The organism is Ferruginibacter sp. (genome assembly GCF_028288465.1).
Lineage (GTDB): Bacteria > Bacteroidota > Bacteroidia > Chitinophagales > Chitinophagaceae > Ferruginibacter.
Genome location: NZ_JAQBNR010000036.1, coordinates 1 through 19,006, shown reverse-complemented (window position 1 = coordinate 19,006; position 19,006 = coordinate 1). Strand labels below are relative to the sequence as shown.

Here is a 19,006-nt window from a genome sequence, read left to right as displayed (position 1 = left end):
TTTGGTTGCTTATGAGGTTAAGGCTATCTATAAATAAATGTGTATTCGCGGGTATGTTATTTGCATTGCTGATTTTTTGTGGTAGGCTATGGTATTGGCACAGCGAAACGGGCAAAGCAAACAGAACATCAGCCCTGATTGTACAATATCAGGAGATATTATACTCAGCCGCCTCTATTACAGATAACGATACAGGTTCTCATAGGGCTGCTGAGCCTGTCAGCAACCCTGGCTTTTATTGGCTTTTAGTAAATCAATCTCCGGCAGCTCTATGATTTCAATACCCCTGAAAATATTGATACTGGAAGACAGCGGAGCCGATGCCGAAATAATCAGGCGCCTGCTGCTAAAAAATGCCAGCCATACATACGAATTTTTAGAAGTAGCCGACCGGGCGGAGTATGTGTTGGCGTTACAACGATTTAACCCTGACGTAATTCTGTCTGATAATTCTTTGCCACAATTTAATGCTGCAGAAGCGCTGCAGCTTTTGCAGGAAAGTGATATGCCCATTCCATTTATACTGGTTACGGGCACTGTATCGGAAGAATTTGCCGCAGGAATTATTAAAGCAGGTGCAGATGATTACCTGTTAAAAGACAGGCTGGCAAGATTGCCCGCAGCCATTGACGCGGCTTTGCGGCTGAAGCAATTTCAAAAGGAAAAAGCAGCGACAGAAATAAAAATCAGGCAAAACGAGAAACGTTTCCGTTCCATTATAGAGAACAACTATGACTCCGTGACATTGCTGGATGCATCTTTCAAAACCATTTACCGCAGTCCTTCCGGTTACAGGCTTACAGGATGGACTGATGAGGAAATACAACATGCCGAACCGGAAAAATTGATTCATCCGGATGATATGGCACAGGCAAGTGCTGATTATATGGAATGTTTGAGTTGTCCGGGTAAACCCATTAAATCCCTGACCCGTTTTTTGCATAAGAACAAAGGGTATGTTTGGATGGAAGGAACAATCAATAATTTGCTGAATGATGAAAACGTACAGGCAATTGTATACAATTTCAGAGATGTTACTGAAAGGGTGGAAGCAGAAGAAAAGTCAAAAGAAAATGAAGAAAAATTCAGGAGCATTGTAGAAAACATTACGGATATCCTTTGCACGCATGATTTCGACGGAAATATTTCTTTTGTTAACCTGGCCGCTAAACACAACCTTGGCTATGAGGTCGGAGAGCTGCTTAAGATGAATATTAAAGATATCCTGTTGCCGGAATCAAAAGAAAAATTTGGCGAATACCTCCAATACATGTTGGAAAATGGTACGGCAGGCAGCCTTATTCATGTGCAGACGAAGGCTGGTGAACACCGTATCTGGAAATTCAGGAATTCATTAAAACGAAACGGAACAAATCCGCCGGTTATACAAGGTTTTGCCAAAGATGTTACAGAAAAGATACAGGCGGAAGAGCAGCTTATCCGGCGTGAAAAACTGTTCAAAGCGTTGGTGGAAAATAACGAAAGTATCATTTCCCTGATAGATGAAAATATGGTAACTGTTTACCGCAGTGCTTCGGCAGTAAAAGTAACAGGGTGGACTAACAAGGAGTTTGAAGCAGTTCAGTCACGGGAGTATATTCATCCCGAAGATGTCAGTGGTGTAGAACGCGTCATGCAGTCGGCGCTTGAAAACCCGGCAACGCCTCAGCAGGTTTCCTTCAGGGTACGGCATAAAAATGGCCGTTACATTCAGCTGGAAGGTGTTATTGACAACAGGCTTCATGATCCGCTGATAGGTGGATTAATAACTAACTTAAGAGACGTTACAGAAAGGAACAGGGCCAAAGAGAAATTGCTTGAAAGTGAAAGCCGTTTTCGTGCCCTGGTAGAAAATAATGATGGTATTATCTCCCTGCTGGATAAAAATTTAAAAATTATTTTTCGCAGTTCATCTGCTTTTCGAATTACCGGGTGGACGGACAATGATTTTGATAAAATATCACTCCGGGCGCTGGTGCATCCGGAAGATCAGAAAATCTTTGACCAAAATATAACCAAAATATTGTCTGCGCCTGGCGTAACGGTACAAGTTTCTTTCAGGATAAAACATAGCCTGGGGCATTATGTATGGCTGGAAGGTGTAATGATTAACCTGCTGAATGATCCGGCTATTGAGGGCATCGTGAGTAACCTAAATGATGTGACCGAACGCAAATTGGCTGAAAACATATTGAAAGAAGAAAGAGACAAATTTGCCATCATCACCGCTACCGCGCCAGGGTTAATTTGTTCTTTTCAATTACACCCGGATGGACACCTGGGCCTGCCTTATGTAAGTGAGCACTCAATTAATATATGGGGTTTTTCAAAAGAAGAGGTGTTAAAAAATGAAGACCTTGTGTTGCAGCGCTGGCACCCAGATGATACAGAACCACATTACCAGGATATATTGCTTTCTGCCAAAAATTTAACGCCGTGGCGAAAAGAATTTCGTTACAATCACCCCACCAAGGGCTTGGTTTGGTTGCTCGGCAATTCGATGCCGGTAGCGCAGCCTGATGGCAGCACCGTATGGCACGGAATTATTACTGACATTACGGAAAGGAAGGATGCCGAAAAGAAGATTTTAAAGGCGAGCAGGCTGTATCTTTTTATCAGCCAGATTAATCAAATGATTGTTCGGACCACTACCGAAACTGCACTCTTTAAAGAAGCATGTAAAATAGCGGTTGAATGTGGCAGGTTTAAGATGGCATGGATTGGTTTGAAAGATGAGTTGAGTGACAAAATAATTCCCGTTGCACAGTTGGGTGATGAACAGGACTATCTGTCAACAATTAAAGAAATTTCTGCCGGTGATATACCGCAAGGCCGGGGGCCGGCGGGGCGTGCCGTCAGGGAAGGTCGTTTTATAGTTTGTAACGATATCGAAAATGATCCGCAAATGGCGCTATGGCGGGATGCGGCAATCAACAGGGGGTATTATTCATCCATTGGAATTCCGATCAGGAAATTGAATAAGACAGTAGGCGTTTTTAATTTATATTCTGGTGAAAAGAATTTTTTTGATGCGGAAGAAATTGCCTTGCTGACAGAAGCTGCGACAGACGTTTCATTTGCGCTGGACAATTTTGAAAAAGAAACTGCCAGGCAAAAGGCGGAAGCTGCAGTTGCAGAAAGTGAACAGCGGTACCAGACGCTGACCGAAACTTCCCCGGTTGGAATTTTTCATACCGATGCTTTTGGCAGCACCACGTACGTTAACCCCTGCTGGTGCAATATGTCAGGGCTTTCGTTTGAGCGGGCGCTGGGCAGTGGCTGGTTGTCCGCCGTGCATCCGGAAGATCGTGAACAATTAAAAGCCGGTTGGAATAAAGAAGTATTGGCGCACCAGCAATCGCAGTCAGAATACCGTTTTGTACGTCCGGATGGATCAATTACCTGGGTAATGGGCCAGGCAATTCCCGAAAAAAATGCAGCAGGAAAAGTAATAGGTTATGTAGGAACCGTTACAGATGTTACTGAACACAGAGCGGCGGAAGAATCAATTTTAAGAGAGAAAAATTTAAACGATACCTTAATTAATAATTTGCCCGGCATATTTTATCTATACGATGCTGAAGGAAATTTTATAAGATGGAACAACAATTTTGAGGGTGTTACAGGATACAGCGGAGAAGAAATAAAAAATATGCACCCACTGAATTTTTATGATGACAATCAGAAGGAAAAAATAGCGGCAAGAATTAAAACCGTTTTTGAAAAACGTATTCCGGGTGTAGAAATTGAACTTCTTAAAAAGGATAAAACAACCATCCCGTTCTTTATTAATTCGCTTAAAATAAATTATGAAGGTAGGGACTGTTTGCTGGCTATTGGATTGGACTTAACAGATCAAAGAAAAGCGGAAGAGTCAATACGGGTGAGCAATGAAAGATACAACCTGGTAGCAAAAGCCACCAATGATTCGATATGGGACTTAAATATTCTTACAGGCGAAATCACCCGTACAGGCGATGGGTTCAGAAATTTATTTGGTTATGATGCCGCAGACAGTATTCATACCAATCCGGAATATTCAACATTGATTCATCCGGATGATCTTGCTGCTGTGAGGGTATCCATGGAGGCAGCTTTTCAGAATCCGGATATTTTTTATTGGGCCGAAGAATACCGTTTGCTGAAAGCAAACAGAGAATATGCTTATGTATATGACAAGGGATATATCATACGGGATGAGGACGGCAACGCCGTTCGGATGATCGGCGCCACGCAGGATATTACCAGCGTGAAAGAAAATGAAATTCATTTAAAAAAATTAAATGATGACCTGTATGAACAGGCGAAAGTCCTGGCTGATTCAAATGCAGAGCTTGAACAGTTTGCTTATGTTGCGTCTCACGATTTACAGGAGCCTTTACGGATGGTGACAAGTTTCCTCACACTGCTGGAACTTAACTATGGTGAACACATTGATGATAAGGGTAGAAATTATATTCACTTTGCGGTGGACGGGGCTAAAAGAATGCGCCAGATCATTCTGGATTTACTGGAAATATCAAGGGTTGGCCGGTCGGAAGATAGCCTGGAATTGCTTAATCTGAATTTGTTGGTAGCTGAAATTTTACAATTATTGCAAAAGCAGGTAGACGAGAATAAAGCCGTTGTTGAAGTTAGTGAGCTGCCCGTTTTATACACCTACCGGTCTCCGATAATGCAGGTATTTCAAAACCTGTTGGGTAATTCTATAAAGTATATAAAAAAGGGAATTGTACCGCAAATAAAAATATCCGCTGAAGAAACGCCGGGCTATTGGCAGTTTTCCATTGCAGATAACGGCATAGGTATTGAACCGGAATACTTTGGTAAAATATTTATTATTTTTCAACGCCTGCACAACCAGAACGAATTTTCCGGCACCGGTATTGGCCTGGCCATATCCAAAAAAATTATTGAAAACCTTGGCGGCAGAATCTGGCTGGAATCTGTACCGGGAAAAGGAACAACATTTTATTTTACCATTAAAAAATAAATTACTCAAGTTTGTTTGTTGCTGCGTATATTGTATATAAACCCTTACAGGCCTGGTAAATAAAACAGCATGCTAAAAACTATACACATTTTACTTGTTGAAGACAATGAAGGAGATATTCTGCTGACCCGGGTGGCGCTTGAAAACGCAGCCATCGATTTTAAATTGAGTATAGCTTCGGATGGAAAAGAAGCGATCGATTTTTTAAGCAAAGCCAATGGATTTGCCGATAGAGAAATGCCTGATCTTACATTGCTTGATATCAACCTGCCAAAAAAAAACGGACATGAAGTACTGGCTTTTATGAAAAAAAATGAAAGCCTGAACCACATACCGGTAGTAATGCTTACTACCTCTTCATCGCAAAATGATATTGATATGGCGTATGCGAACAACGCCAGTGGATTCATCACAAAGCCTTCCGATCTTTCTGACTTTTTAAATGCAGTTGCGGGTACAGTTCAGTATTGGATAGATAAAATTAACCATTCGGCATAACACCTGTCTTACTGATTCAATTCTATTTCAAACAGGTTAGGCCACATTTTGCCGGTTACAAAAATTTTCCCGGTTAACGGATTGTAGGCAATACCGTTCATTTCTTTGGCGCCGGCAAACGCATTTCGTTGCTGGCTCTTTAATAACGTGAAATCAATTTTTCCCATCACTTTACCATTGGCCGGATTAATTTTTATGATAAAGCTGGTGCCATAAATGTTGGCATAAATAAAGCCCCGGATGTATTCCAGTTCATTGATATTTAAAACCGGACCTGTTTCATCTTCCACGCTAATTTTTCTAACAGCAGTAAGCTTAAACGGGTCAACATAAGTTATAATATTGGTTCCTTCGCTCATGATGAGCAGGGTACTGTCAGTCGTCATGCCCCAACCTTCCTTAACTGGTAAAACAAATGTTTTAACCTGCTTAAAAGTATTGGCTGCGTATACAAACCCAATTTTAGTGCGGTAGGTAAGCTGATACCATTGGTCGTGTAAAAAAGCAATACCTTCTCCAAAATATTTGCTGGTATCCAATTGCACTTTTGGTTCAATCCTGCCGGTTTTTAAATTGACTACATCAAATAATGACCTGGTTTGCGGCAGCTCATCTGTATAGCCCGTGCTTTCATACAATTTGCCCTCGTTTATTAAAAGGCCTTCCGTATAGGCGGATGTATCGTGCGGATATATACTCACAAGGGTGTAGCTGAGCTGTGGTGTTACAGCCATTGCTCCTCCTGCATCCTGATCACCCTCTTTACTGTTGCCGGTGCAGGCGGCTAATAAACAAATGCAACAGGTTAAGGGTATCCATTTTTTGGTCATGATTGTTGGTATTTTTTAAACCACAGGTACGCTTTATGCCAACTAATTGTGATGCAAATATCAACAGTAAAAAGGTAAGGTCTGCACACTTGTCTTCCATCCGGCGAAAATGCAGTAAAATTGATTCATTGTCCTGTACCGGGTAATCAGTTATAACATGCTTCGTTACTACCGTTAATTCATCTTAGATAAAAGTTGCAGACCGAAAGGGAAGTTGCTTTTGTTTGCCAGGCCTGTGAAACACGAATTACCTGCTGGCAGGTTCCCGGACTTGTTGTTGGTTGCAGTCTGTTATTACTGCAGTTTGTATTTGGTTACTTTGACTTTCTCAGCGGCTCTCTGCGCATTTTCCTGTACACAAAAACTCACGATCTTTTTTATCAACTCCAGCGGAGGCGGCTGATCCATCGGAAACAGAATGGCGCCTTTTGAAGTAGCATACATGGAGAGTTCTTCCTTAAAATGTGCAATGCACGATCCGGAAGGATATAAGCCAATATGACTGCGGTGAGCTGAAAAATAGACAAGCATACCATGATATTTGAAGGCGGGCATCTGGTAGCTGATAACTTCCTCTGCTTCCGGCGCTGCACTTATAATAGCAGAACGGAACAGTTTTAGCAACCGTTGTATTCTTTCTGGAAAGCCAGTTATATAATCATCAATGCCGTGTTGTTTGGCGGTTACTGTCTTCATATTGCAGCCGTTTAAGACCATAGTCTATCCGTATTGCAATTTACTGTGTTCCATATGCAGGCATGCGCCGTTTATCATGTATATAGTGCCATACAAAAAAATATTCCAAGGTTGCAACTGCTGAGAATAAACCCATATGAAATAATCAACGAAATATGATTTTGTTCAGCAGAAAATAATGTGTGTAAATTCCGGAGTGGCGCAAAATGGTAAATTCCAAAATAAAATTTTCTGCACCTGTGTTATCAGCACAACCAACATCATTTGAAGTAACTGTCGGCGATTAATCTTTTATAACTTCCCTGAAGTAAGTTATGTGAACTAAATTAAGTGAGACTTAACCCAGCTTAACAGATGTCATCGTTAATGAACCTGCTACAGCTTTATCATTAAAAAAATCGGTGTTATCATTTTCGCCTTTCAATCCAAGGGTGTAGAGCAGCGGCAAATAATGTTCAGGAGTTGGTATTGCCAACCGGCCTTCTTTACCCAAACTTTCATAATTAATCAGGGGGTTAAAATCGCCCGATGATATCAGGTCTTTAAATTTTTCATTCAGTTGCAAGGCCCAGTCGTATCCATAGGCAGGGCCGTCTATTTTATCCCACGCTACCATACCCAGGTTGTGTACCATGTTGCCGCTGCCAATAATCAGTACGCCTTTTTTGCGCAGGCTGTATAGTTCTTTCGCAAGGTCGTAGTGGTACCGGGCACCTTTTGTATAATCAATGCTTAATTGTAAAACAGGGATGTTGGCTGCGGGATACATGTGCCGAACGATGGTCCAGGTGCCATGATCCAGACCCCAGTCGTGATCTTGTAAAACGGGGGTTGTATGAATCAATGTGGCGGTTTCCAGGGCCAAAGACGGGTTGCCGGGGGCAGGATATTGTACATCAAATAAGGCTTTGGGAAAACCTCCAAAATCGTGAATTGTTTTAGGGAAATCCATTGCCGTGATACGGGTGCCTTTTGTAAACCAATGTGCGGATACTACCAGAACAGCCGATGGAGTAGGGATCTCTTTGGCCATCTTAGTCCAACGCTGGCTGAATTCATTGTCCTCTATACCATTCATGGGTGAACCATGACCTATAAAAAGCGCGGGCATGCGGTGGGCCTGTTCTTTTAAATCACTGGTAAACTTATTAAATGTTGATAACCCGGGCATAATCAATCCTCCTGTTATAATTGAATGTATAAATTTTTTTCTGTTCATAACTGTTGCAGCCAGACTGTTTTACTGTGATGGCTTACAAGAATACGCAACAATTTTTAGTTTTTACTGTGCGCTGTTTGCCGGATAATTTCACTCAACGGTTTACGGATCCTGGGCGTCAGTTCCCTTGTTTTAAAAGGCTCCTCCAGTTTTTCTGCTTCATCCGCGTAGCCCAATGCGATGATTACAACCGGTACAATATCGGCTTCCAGTTGTAATAATGCGGCCACCTTCGCTCTGTCGAAGCCACCCATCAGATGGGTATAGATATCCATGCTGTTGGCCTGCAGGGTTAACAACATATTGGCAGCACCTACATCATGCTGTGCGCTGCCGTTTGGCGTAATACCATCGGCAAAAGTTGTTTTTGCAAGGCTTACCACAAAAGCAGACGCTTGTTTGTTCCACGGTTTGTTTCCCGCTGCAAGGGTATCAAAAAGCTGGTCAAATAACGGGGTACCTTTCTGTGCCGCTACATACCGCCATGGCTGTTCATTAATAGCACTGAAAGACCAGGTAGCAGCTTCCAGGATCGTATTAAGGTTATCGTTTGTTATAGGTTCGCCTGAAAAGCTTCTCGGGCTCCACCTGTTTTTAATACTGTCTGCTACAGGGTAATGGGTTAGAGCTGTTTTAAGATGTTTCATGCATTATATTTTTTAAAAAATTTTGTTCGATAAAATATCTCCGGCGTTTGCAGGCTTTATCGTTGTGTATACAACAATAAACAAATTGCAAGATTGAAAAATAAAGGACTGCTAAGCAAATACCTTCTGGTAGGGTTGATAGGTCTTAACAAAAAGAGGTTTGAGTGTTAACCATGCCAGCGCCGGAAAAAAGTGCATGGGCACAACCAGGCCGGGAAAAAGCTCAGGTGTTTCGATGGTTACGGGTAAACGGAACCCGAATGCAGGAACAATGCTTGCAAAAGATAACACTGCAAACAGCAGGTTAAAAACAATTTCTGTATTATTCCTCAGCCATTTATTCAGAAGCCAAAAACCTGTACCAGCTATTAGGCCGCTGATAATATTTATTACAATAATATTGAACGGTTTTACAATGAGGGCAAAATTTTCACCAAGCGAAGCGGCATATACTTTTTGATAAATGATGGATGCAATAGCCGACAACAAGCCAGACACAGCACCCAGTAGTAATAATTTTTTATACATTTTATTTTAGTTTATTTTATAACCGGCAGGGATACTGTTACTTTAATTACATCACCAACTTCCCCGCCTGCGGCACCTATTTTAAAGTCATTCCTGTTGATGTTAAAATTTCCTTCAAACAAGGCACCCGTGGTTGTTTTTTTAAAGGTAAAAGGTAAACTCACTTCTTTGCTGATGCCATGTGCCTGCAACAAACCAGTAGCAGCGTAGCCGGCCCCGGCTTTTACAATTTTTGTAGAAGTGAATTTGATGGCAGGATACTTTGCAGCATCAAACCATTCTGCGCTTTTTGCATGTTTATTTTGCATGCCGTTACCCGTGTTGATAGTATTAATATCAATAGCAATATCAAATTTTGAAGCAGCCAGGCTTTGCTCATCAAATAAAATATTGCCGCTTATATTTTTAAAAATGCCGCTTACCCCGTTGGTAGCAAATACGATGCTGTAGCCATCTGCAATTTTCCAGCTTGTTACTGTTGTGAAAGCAAACATTGCTGCCAGTATTATCGTTGCGGAAAAGCCAATGAATATTTTTTTCATACAATTTTTTTTTAGAACTGCCAGGCTCCCGGCAGTGCCTTAATGTTAAAAACAGGGGCTGACAAAAGCACCAGCCCTTGTTTGCTGATTAATTATTTACTGAATTCTCCGTCTGCCTTGATTGCTACTTCGTCGCTTACAACAGCGGTAGGAAAATTAGTTCCAACACCGAAATCTGTACGCTTGATAACACCGGTTACCTGGAAGCCACTGGTTGCTGCTTTGGACATTGGGTTGGTAGTTGTGCCTTTGTACAGAAGATCCAGGGTAACAGGCTTGGTAACGCCATGCAGGGTTAGGTTGCCTGTCAGTTTATATTTGTTTGCCCCCGCGCCGGTGATGCCTGTGCTGATAAAAGTAAGTGTTGGAAATTTAGCTGCGTCGAAAAAATCAGGGCTTTTCAAATGGTTGTCTCTCATGTCCATGCCAGTATTAATAGTAGCGATGTCTGCTTTTAGCTCTATTACTGCATCACTAAAATCTGCTTTTTCTGCTTTAATCGTTACATCAAAATCTTTGATAAAACCTGTTTGTTCGGAGATGCCCAGGTGAGTAACTGAAAATCCAAGGCGGGAATGCGCTTTATCCTTTTTCCATGTTTCAATGGCTTTAAAAGAAGAAAAGACTACTACTGCAGCTACCAAAAGAATGCTTAATTTTTTCATGTTGTGTTTTTGTTTTTTTTAATTAGAATTTTATTGTTGATGATTTTTTGATACTGCAAAGCTATTAAGCGGATTACTTTTTTTTATTGAGGATAAGCAAGAAATAGTGTTGATAAAAATCAACAGATTTAGTTAAACTGCTTTAACATTTTGGATCAATACTTTCAGGTTGTAACATGTTGGGTGTTAATGAAAGCAATTCTTTTTTTACATTTTCAACACCGGAATTTTTAAATATTCCGGCAACTGTATCAAGCGTATTTTGCTCTCTGCTGTAAATCTCAATATTTTCAATAGCATTTGTTTTAAGACCTTTGTCGCAGCGTGCAGTGGCAAATTTTATTAAAGCTATTTTTGTGTTAGGAAGTATGTCCCTGATCAAATCAATTTGCTGAGTTGAAGAAATACCTTCGTCACCGGAGTTGCTATTACCGTCATCATAAACACTGATTAGCAACTTTTGATTTGCTACGGCTTTAATATACCGGGCAACTTCCAGTTGTTCCTCAAAGTCCGGCGTCAATATAATTATATCGGCTTCCCAGGCACAGTTAAAGGAGCATTCCATTGCTTCTGCTACGCAGCCACAGGCAGTGCTATTAAACTCCTGTGCCAACTCCCGGGCTTGTATAAAATTTTTATCACACAGCAATAGCTGATATCTGCATGCCTGCAACGAAACCGCTGCAAGCCGGCCATTTTTTCCAGTACCGATGAGTACAATTGTTTCTTGTATATGCATAGCTGATTTATTTCAGTGGCCGTTACTTTTTCAGGCGTTGATTGAGTATTGCGCCCTATAGTAATAACGCCGCGATTGTTAGCGCAAAATTAAACCAGGCTACACCAGCAGGTATTGAGATTAGACAAGAAATACCGTTGATAAATATCAATGGTGTCGAAATAAAAGAAGAAATTACTTTGGAAGTGTCATTTGCTTTTTTGCACGGCTCAACGTTTCGGGTGTGAGACCCAGGTACGAAGCAATCATGTGTTGGGGCACTCTTTGAACAATGTCAGGATATTTATCCAGCAGTTTATTGTACCGTTCCTCGGTTGAAAGTGTTACCATATGCGACCATCTTCTCTCAAGTGCGATGTACGCATTCTGCATTTGCAAAAAAGAAAATTCAAGAAATTTAGGAATCTGCCTTCTCACTTCTTTTAGCCCATCATTATTTATCAACAACAATTCACAGTCTTCCAGTGCATCAATATTATACCTTGAAGGCTCTCCTGTAATAAAACTGTAGAGGTCTGCAATCCACCAACCCTCCAGTGCAAATTGTACCACCTGGTCATTACCTTTCTCATTTACAGAATACGATCTCAATAAACCTTTTTCTACAAAAATGCTGTATTTGCATACATCGCCTTCCTGTAAAATAAACTGTTTCTTGCGTAGTTTCTTTGGCTTAAGGTAGTTCTTGAAAATAGCCTCTTCATCGGCAGTCAGGTGAATTACTTCGTTGATTTTTTTAAAAAATACCTCATACATACCCGACAAAAATAAACAAAGTTTGGCAAGGTTGAGTAGGAGGGTGATGCAGCAGCTCTCAAATAAAAATAGCGGCAGCTGTTCCTTTAGTGGCATCGTGTTCTATTGGCTAATAGTTACATACATTTAGCCGGCTCTTAATGCAACTTCGAGGGCATTATTGGCAAAGCAAACTATAACTCTATAAACTCTACTTTATGTTAATGCGTCACTCCAACACAATGGAATATTAACCAAGGTAAATTTACCAGTGTTTTAGAAGAGCAATAAGCTGCACTATCACTATATTCGCACATCGTTTTTTAGTTAACTGGTTTACAAATACATCCACAGGTAATCTTTAAAAAAAAACATATGTATGTTAATAAGATAGCCAGGGTTATTTTAAAGTGATTCAATACTGTATTAAATTGCGAAGACTATTGTTTCATGAGCTAAGAGGAGCCTGCCGAAGGCCTTCAACAGAGTTCAATACCGTATAAAATCATCGGTATTTTTGCCAGCTTACATATCAATGATTTAAAAAATTTCACAGATTTCTGCATCTTTTAATACTTAAACTAAAATCAACATGAACCGTTCACTTGCCATTGTGAAAAATTGTTTACTGCTTACGATTGTCTTACTCACTTTTTCCTGCTCTAAAAAAGAAAAAGGCAAAGCAAAAATTCTGGTCTTCAGCAAAACTGCGGGGTATCATCATGAGTCGATTGCTGATGGCAATACGGCAATACAGAAGCTCGGCGGTCTGCACAATTTTGATGTGGATACTACCACCGATGCAGCCATTTTTAATGAAGACAGTTTAAAAAATTATTCAGCAGTGGTTTTTTTAAGCACCACGGGTGATGTACTAAATTATTTACAGGAGGCCGCCTTTGAGAGATACATACAAGCCGGGGGCGGCTACGTGGGTATACACGCCGCTGCAGATTGTGAATACGATTGGGGATGGTATGGAAGATTGGTTGGAGGCTACTTTTTGAGTCATCCCGGTATACATGATACTTTTCCAAACGTGCAGCCTGGTATTTTAAACGTGGTAGACAAGGAAAATATCGCTACCAAACATTTACCGGCACAGTGGAAAAGAACAGATGAATTCTACAGTTATAAAAAGCTCAGCAAGGAAACCAAGATACTCTTAACTATTGATGAAAAATCCTATCATGGTGGTGAGAATGGTGACAATCATCCTATGTCGTGGTACCATGATTATGATGGTGGACGGGCTTTTTATACCGCATTAGGTCATACCAAAGAATCCTTTACCGAAGAGCCTTACCTGCAGCATATTTTAGGAGGGATTGAATATGCCATCGGCGAAAATAAAGCGCTGGATTATTCAAAAGTAAAAACACAGATACCGCCGGAAGACAATCGTTTTACAAAAACACAGCTTTCGCAGGGTGAGTTTTATGAGCCAACAGAGATGACCATTCTTCCAAACCTGGATATCCTGGTTACACAGCGCCGCGGCGAAATCATGTTGTATAAAAGCGATACAAAAAAAGTAAAGCAGGTGGGCTTTTTAAATGCATACTTCAAAACATCGACGCCGGGCGTGAATGCGGAAGAAGGTGTACTAGGCCTGGCAAAAGATCCTGACTTTGCTAAAAACAACTGGATATATATTTATTATAGCCCGATTGACAGTTCAGTAAACCGATTATCCAGGTTCACTTTTAAGAATGATACGATTGACAATAAATCTGAAAAAACAATCCTGGAAGTAAAATCGCAACGGGAGATTTGCTGCCACACAGGTGGTTCTATTGCTTTTGGCCCTGATAAATTGTTGTACTTTTCTGCCGGAGATAACTCAACACCATTCGACGAACCTAAAGCTAAATATGTAAACAGCGGATTCGCTCCCTTAAATGATTTTTCTCCCAACCAGCAATACGATGCAAGAAGATCCAGTGGTAATACCAATGATCTTCGAGGAAAAATTATGCGTATCCGGGTGAAGGATGATGGCAGTTACGAAATACCGGAAGGCAATCTTTTCCCGAAGGGTACTGCCAAAACAAGACCAGAAATTTATGTAATGGGCGACCGTAACCCATACCGCATAACCGTAGATCAAAAGAACAGCAATTTGTATTGGGGCGAAGTTGGGCCCGATGCCAATAATGACAGCATGGCAACCCGTGGCCCTCGTGGCTATGACGAAGTGAACCAGGCACGTAAAGCAGGTTTCTTCGGCTGGCCGTTATTTGTTGGCAACAATTATCCTTACCGCCAGTTTGATTATGGCACCGGAAAAAGTGGCGATCTGTACGACCCGGCCCATCCCATCAACAATTCAAAACACAATACCGGCTTAACGGAATTGCCGCCGGCACAACCAGCATTTATCTGGTATCCATATGCAGCGTCACCTGATTTTCCACAAGTTGGTACCGGCGGCAGAAACGCTATGGCAGGCCCGGTATATTACACCGACATGTTTCCAAAAGAAACCCGTTTGCCCGATTACTACAATGGCAAATTGTTTATTTACGATTGGATACGTGGGTGGATAAAAGCAGTAACCATGCAGCCCAATGGCGACTTTGATAAGATGGAGCCTTTCTTTCCTTCTTTAAAAGTGAATTCTTTAATAGATATGGAAGTTGGACCCGATGGGAAGTTGTATTTACTGGAATACGGCAATGGCTGGTTTACTAAAAATGTAGATGCCGGTTTAGCAAGAATTGATTTTAATGGTGGAAACAGGCCTCCTGTAATTACCTCCATTAAAACAGATAAAAGTACCGGCGTGTTACCTTTTGCTGTTAAAATATCGGTAGATGCCAAAGATCTTGAAAAAGACAAAGTAACTTATAAATGGAACCTGGGCAATGGCACAACCAAAGAAACAACAGAACCAACACTTGACTATACCTACACCACGGCTGGCGATTACATCATTACAGTTGAAGCAAAAGATGATAAAGGCGCTTCATCAAAAAGCAATGAAGTAAGGGTATATGCTGGCAATGAAACGCCAACTGTAACGATTGATATCACTGGTGGCAATAAATCTTTTTACTTACCGGGTTTACCTGTGCAGTACGCAGTAAGCGTGGCCGACAAAACCGACACGGCAAAATTTGATTTGGCCAACCTGTATGTATCTGTTGATTATGTGGAAGGCTTTGATAAAGCCGGCTCGCCGATGGGACATCAGCAGGGGCAGGCTACCATTAGTGGTAAGAGTTTGATGATGACGCTGGATTGTAAGAGCTGTCATAAAGAAGCCGAAAAATCAGTGGGACCGGCTTTTGTAGAAGTATCACAGAAATACGCAAAAGATCCAAATGCAATGACGTACCTGACACAGAAGATAATTAAAGGCGGTAGTGGTGTTTGGGGTCAGGTGGCCATGGCTGCGCATCCAACCCTGGCACAGGAAGATATACATCAGATTGTGAGTTGGGTACTGTCGCTGTCCAATAAGGCCGCGGTAAAAAAATCGCTTCCTCAGTCAGGTACAATTATTCCTCCGGCTAACGTCAAACCTAACAGTGTAATGGTTTTATCTGCCAGCTATACAGATAAAGGCGGCAACAACATCAAGGCGTTAACAGGTAGCAATTCGGTAGCCTTAAACAGCAATACGGTTACATTTACCGGAACGGAAAAAACAAAAAGTTTTACTGCTATGAAATACGGTGGTAATAACCTGATGATTTTACCTGTTGCCGAAGGTTGGGTGGCGCTGGAGAATATTGATCTGACAGGCGTTCGTACTATTCAGTTGGGCTGTGGCTCGCAGGCCGCACCTAAAAAGAATTTGGATTTTGAAATAAGACTGGATGCACCTGATGGAAAAGTAATTAGTAAAGGCGGCACTACCATACCACCGGTTAAAGGCGCAGGTATGCAGCTGACGACTGTTAAACTACCGATTGAAACGGTAAGCGATGGAAAACAGCATACCGTGTACATCATATATAAACCGCAGGAAAAATTGCAGGCAGGTATGATGTCTGTTCAGTTTTCGAATTAATAAAGCACCGTTTTAAAAGATCAGCATTAGCACATTGATTGTTGATGCTGATCTTATTATTAAAGCATAATGTGAAGAGCGCATTTTAAAAAATAAAATATAGATGAAAAAAAGAAGATTGATTAAAGTTGTTTGTGCGATGATATTATCGGGATGTGTCGTTAACGGCCATGCACAAACGTTGCAGGGAAAAATTACTGATACGCATTCGTTACCCGTGCCAAATGTTACGGTACATTTATTGAACACGGCAGTTACAACAGTCACCAATAAAGAAGGTGATTTTAGCGTGCAGCATTTGCCTGCCGGACGGTATACGGTCGAGTTGTCTTCTGTTGGCTACGCAACTACCGCCACCGAAGTTGAAGTAAAAGACAAGGCGGAGAACGTTGTGCGTTTTCAATTGCAGAATGCATTGCTTCAATTGGAAACGGTAACCGTAACAGCAGAAAAAAAAGAAGAATTATTGCAAAAAATACCGGTGAGTATTTCGGCCATTTCTGCACGCAGAATAGAAGAATTGAGGTTATGGAACAGTAAGGATTTAACAGCAATTGTACCCAACCTGGCATCGGGTAATTCAGGCGATGGGAGAAACGTTACTTCTATCCGCGGTATCACCACTACTTCCTATGACCCGGCCGTAACCACTTATATCGACGGTGTTAACCAGTTTAGCCTGGATACCTATATTCCGCAACTGGCAGATGTGGAAAGGATAGAAGTATTGCGCGGGCCACAAGGCGCACTGTACGGAAGAAACGCCATGGGCGGGGTAATCAACATCATTACCAAACAACCATCCAATACCACCAGCGGTTTTGCAGAAATCAATATCGGTAATTACAACCAGCAGCGATACAGTGCAGGTATTCGTACCCCTTTGATTAAAGACAAATTGTTTTTTGGTGCGTCCGGCGTTTTCAGCAGTCGCAATGGTTACTACACCAATCAATTCAACAACAGTTCTTTTGATAAACAACAATCAGCCAGCGGTAATTATTATTTAAAGTATTTGCCGGGTTCAGGATGGGCCGTTACATTGAATGTAAAACATCAGAATAATAAAAATGATGGGGCTTTTCCTTTGGTAAATGGCGTAGAAGATGCTTTTAAAAATCCCTACCAGCTCAATCAAAATGCCGTGGGCAAAATGATTGATAATACATTGAATGCCTCGCTGGCTGTAAATCATTCCGGCGGTGCGGTCAATTTCAGTTCGCAACTGGCATGGCAAAACAATCATCGTTACTACAAGTCGCCACTCGATGGAGATTTTTCTCCTTTGGACGCAGTTACAGTGATCAATGATTATGGCAATAAATGGAACAACGTAAAAGTGATTACGCATGAAATGAAATTTAGTTCTGCTACCAACAAATCATCTAAATTTAGCTGGACGGCTGGTACTTATTTCTTTCACCAAAACAACCCAAACAAACAATCGACCCATTTTGGTAAAGATGGATCGTTGCTGGGCGCACCCAACGATTTTGCATCCATCAATACTTCAACTGCAAAAAATACAGGCTTCGCCATCTTTGGCCAGGCCAATTACAACCTTACCCGCAAACTGATGCTGGTAGCTGGTTTGCGATACGACTACGAACATAAATACCTGGAAGTACAAGGAGAGGGGCAACCTGATGGAAGTGATGCTTTTGTTACAAGGCCGGATACCTCCGCAGCACGTAATTTCAATGCCATTTCTCCTAAGGTTGGTTTGCAGTACCAGGTGGCAAACAACAGTAACCTGTTTGCCAATTACAGCCGGGGCTTCAGGACCGGCGGGTTAACCCAGTTGTCTTCTGACCCAAGCCAGCCCCCTTTATATCCTTTTCAACCGGAGTACAGTAACAATATAGAATTGGGTATTAAAAATGAATTGCTCGATCAGCGATTGAGGTTGAACTTTACTTTGTTCCTTAGCCACATCAACAATGCACAGGTGCCTACATTGGTGCTGCCGGATGCCATCACCGTTACAAAAAATACCGGTGAATTAACCAGTAAAGGAGCTGAATTGGAACTGTTGTTTGCGCCGGTAAAAGGACTTCAGCTGGGCTACAATCTTGGCTACACCAACGCTAAATATAAATCGCTTAAAGTAGCGTCAAATGGGGACGTTGTAAACCTGGATGGAAAGCACCAGATATTTACACCTGATGTAACTTCTGTGTTTACATTGCAATATGGTTATCTTATAAATGCTGAGCACCAGGTTAAATTAGTTGCTGGTGGCGAATGGTATTATCTCGGCGCTGAGTATTTCGACCTTGCCAACAATATCCGCCAAGGTTCCAACCAGCGCTTAAATGTACGGGCCGGAGTCAGCAGTAAACATTTGGAAGTATATTTCTGGGCAAGAAATATTACCAAAACAAAGTACATTGAACACGCGTATGATTTTGGGGCAGTGCATCTGGGAGATCCGGGAACGTATGGAGTAACGCTCAAAACTACATTCTGATAAAAGTAATTCTGATAACAAAAAAGCCGTCCCTACCTGGATGGCTTTTTTGTTATATAATACATGCACTAACTAAAATATCTTCTCAAAGTTGACAATCCGTATTTATTTTATCCGTTTATATTTTCGCAATAGATCAATCACCAGTTGATGGGGCAGGGCATAGGACTTGTTGCCATTGACACCTTCCATTGTTTCCGCTGCTACCATGGCATTGATGATGGCTTCTTCGACAGCCTGCACCGTTGCTTCAAAAAGCGGGTCAATTAAATCATTAGGTAGTTCATCTACTTTGGTAAAATCGTTTCGCTGAAATGCATTGGCATTTGCCGTGGAGAAGGCAATAAAAATATCTCCTGAGCCATTGGTGCCACGACCACCCACAATACCAATACCCAGTGGAAGCCTTTGCGCTCTTCGTTT

14 protein-coding genes are annotated in these 19,006 nt (G+C 41.5%); 4 read left to right on the top strand and 10 right to left on the bottom strand.

Features of this window, described 5'->3' with window-relative positions:
* Nucleotides 1-271 precede the first annotated feature (271 nt).
* Both JWR61_RS15110 and JWR61_RS15105 read left to right on the top strand, forming a co-directional pair.
* Nucleotides 272-4,993: a PAS domain S-box protein gene (locus JWR61_RS15110; RefSeq protein ID WP_301928596.1), complete on the top strand. Its 4,722-nt coding sequence runs from the start codon at nucleotides 272-274 to the stop codon at nucleotides 4,991-4,993.
* 69 nt (nucleotides 4,994-5,062) lie between these two features.
* On the top strand, nucleotides 5,063-5,491 hold the full coding sequence (locus JWR61_RS15105; RefSeq protein WP_301928595.1) for a response regulator: 429 nt from the start codon (nucleotides 5,063-5,065) through the stop codon (nucleotides 5,489-5,491).
* 8 nt (nucleotides 5,492-5,499) lie between these two features.
* Here the strand turns inward: JWR61_RS15105 and JWR61_RS15100 are convergent, their stop codons facing one another.
* The 9 genes from JWR61_RS15100 to JWR61_RS15060 all read right to left on the bottom strand — a co-directional run bounded on the left by JWR61_RS15100 (nucleotide 5,500) and on the right by JWR61_RS15060 (nucleotide 12,212).
* Entirely contained in the window at nucleotides 5,500-6,321 is an 822-nt protein-coding gene (locus tag JWR61_RS15100; RefSeq protein WP_301928594.1) for a glutaminyl-peptide cyclotransferase, read from the bottom strand.
* A 294-nt stretch (nucleotides 6,322-6,615) separates the two neighbouring features.
* A complete protein-coding gene (locus JWR61_RS15095) occupies nucleotides 6,616-7,017 on the bottom strand; it encodes an iron chaperone (RefSeq protein ID WP_290338325.1) in 402 nt (133 codons plus the stop codon).
* A 337-nt stretch (nucleotides 7,018-7,354) separates the two neighbouring features.
* Nucleotides 7,355-8,236, bottom strand: a complete 882-nt coding sequence (ygiD, locus tag JWR61_RS15090) for a 4,5-DOPA dioxygenase extradiol (RefSeq protein WP_301928593.1) — start codon at nucleotides 8,234-8,236, stop codon at nucleotides 7,355-7,357.
* Between the two features lie 56 nt (nucleotides 8,237-8,292).
* A complete protein-coding gene (locus JWR61_RS15085; protein WP_301928592.1) occupies nucleotides 8,293-8,883 on the bottom strand; it encodes a nitroreductase family protein in 591 nt (196 codons plus the stop codon).
* Nucleotides 8,884-8,994: 111 nt separating this feature from the next.
* Entirely contained in the window at nucleotides 8,995-9,411 is a 417-nt protein-coding gene (locus JWR61_RS15080; RefSeq protein WP_290338330.1) for a hypothetical protein, read from the bottom strand.
* A gap of 11 nt (nucleotides 9,412-9,422) precedes the next feature.
* Nucleotides 9,423-9,953: a YceI family protein gene (locus tag JWR61_RS15075; protein ID WP_301928591.1), complete on the bottom strand. Its 531-nt coding sequence runs from the start codon at nucleotides 9,951-9,953 to the stop codon at nucleotides 9,423-9,425.
* 92 nt (nucleotides 9,954-10,045) lie between these two features.
* Nucleotides 10,046-10,618, bottom strand: coding sequence for a YceI family protein (locus JWR61_RS15070; protein ID WP_301928590.1), 573 nt, complete (start codon nucleotides 10,616-10,618; stop codon nucleotides 10,046-10,048).
* A gap of 142 nt (nucleotides 10,619-10,760) precedes the next feature.
* On the bottom strand, nucleotides 10,761-11,360 hold the full coding sequence (locus JWR61_RS15065) for an NAD(P)-binding domain-containing protein (RefSeq protein WP_301928589.1): 600 nt from the start codon (nucleotides 11,358-11,360) through the stop codon (nucleotides 10,761-10,763).
* Between the two features lie 174 nt (nucleotides 11,361-11,534).
* On the bottom strand, nucleotides 11,535-12,212 hold the full coding sequence (locus JWR61_RS15060) for a Crp/Fnr family transcriptional regulator (RefSeq protein WP_301928588.1): 678 nt from the start codon (nucleotides 12,210-12,212) through the stop codon (nucleotides 11,535-11,537).
* A 475-nt stretch (nucleotides 12,213-12,687) separates the two neighbouring features.
* On the opposite strand from JWR61_RS15060, the gene JWR61_RS15055 reads away from it, so the two are divergent.
* Nucleotides 12,688-16,113: a ThuA domain-containing protein gene (locus JWR61_RS15055; protein WP_301928587.1), complete on the top strand. Its 3,426-nt coding sequence runs from the start codon at nucleotides 12,688-12,690 to the stop codon at nucleotides 16,111-16,113.
* A 103-nt stretch (nucleotides 16,114-16,216) separates the two neighbouring features.
* A complete protein-coding gene (locus JWR61_RS15050) occupies nucleotides 16,217-18,583 on the top strand; it encodes a TonB-dependent receptor (RefSeq protein WP_301928586.1) in 2,367 nt (788 codons plus the stop codon).
* 105 nt (nucleotides 18,584-18,688) lie between these two features.
* Here the strand turns inward: JWR61_RS15050 and JWR61_RS15045 are convergent.
* A partial coding sequence (locus JWR61_RS15045; RefSeq protein WP_301928585.1) for a P1 family peptidase occupies nucleotides 18,689-19,006 on the bottom strand: 318 nt, incomplete at its 5' end.

Coding starts and splice junctions, on each gene's coding strand:
- JWR61_RS15050 (WP_301928586.1), top strand. CDS start 16,217: ATGAAAAAAAGAAGATTGATTAAAGTTGTTTGTGCGATGATATTATCG.
- JWR61_RS15100 (WP_301928594.1), bottom strand. CDS start 6,321: ATGACCAAAAAATGGATACCCTTAACCTGTTGCATTTGTTTATTAGCC.
- JWR61_RS15110 (WP_301928596.1), top strand. CDS start 272: ATGATTTCAATACCCCTGAAAATATTGATACTGGAAGACAGCGGAGCC.
- JWR61_RS15105 (WP_301928595.1), top strand. CDS start 5,063: ATGCTAAAAACTATACACATTTTACTTGTTGAAGACAATGAAGGAGAT.
- JWR61_RS15055 (WP_301928587.1), top strand. CDS start 12,688: ATGAACCGTTCACTTGCCATTGTGAAAAATTGTTTACTGCTTACGATT.
- JWR61_RS15075 (WP_301928591.1), bottom strand. CDS start 9,953: ATGAAAAAAATATTCATTGGCTTTTCCGCAACGATAATACTGGCAGCA.
- JWR61_RS15095 (WP_290338325.1), bottom strand. CDS start 7,017: ATGAAGACAGTAACCGCCAAACAACACGGCATTGATGATTATATAACT.
- ygiD (WP_301928593.1), bottom strand. CDS start 8,236: ATGAACAGAAAAAAATTTATACATTCAATTATAACAGGAGGATTGATT.
- JWR61_RS15065 (WP_301928589.1), bottom strand. CDS start 11,360: ATGCATATACAAGAAACAATTGTACTCATCGGTACTGGAAAAAATGGC.
- JWR61_RS15070 (WP_301928590.1), bottom strand. CDS start 10,618: ATGAAAAAATTAAGCATTCTTTTGGTAGCTGCAGTAGTAGTCTTTTCT.
- JWR61_RS15060 (WP_301928588.1), bottom strand. CDS start 12,212: ATGCCACTAAAGGAACAGCTGCCGCTATTTTTATTTGAGAGCTGCTGC.
- JWR61_RS15080 (WP_290338330.1), bottom strand. CDS start 9,411: ATGTATAAAAAATTATTACTACTGGGTGCTGTGTCTGGCTTGTTGTCG.
- JWR61_RS15085 (WP_301928592.1), bottom strand. CDS start 8,883: ATGAAACATCTTAAAACAGCTCTAACCCATTACCCTGTAGCAGACAGT.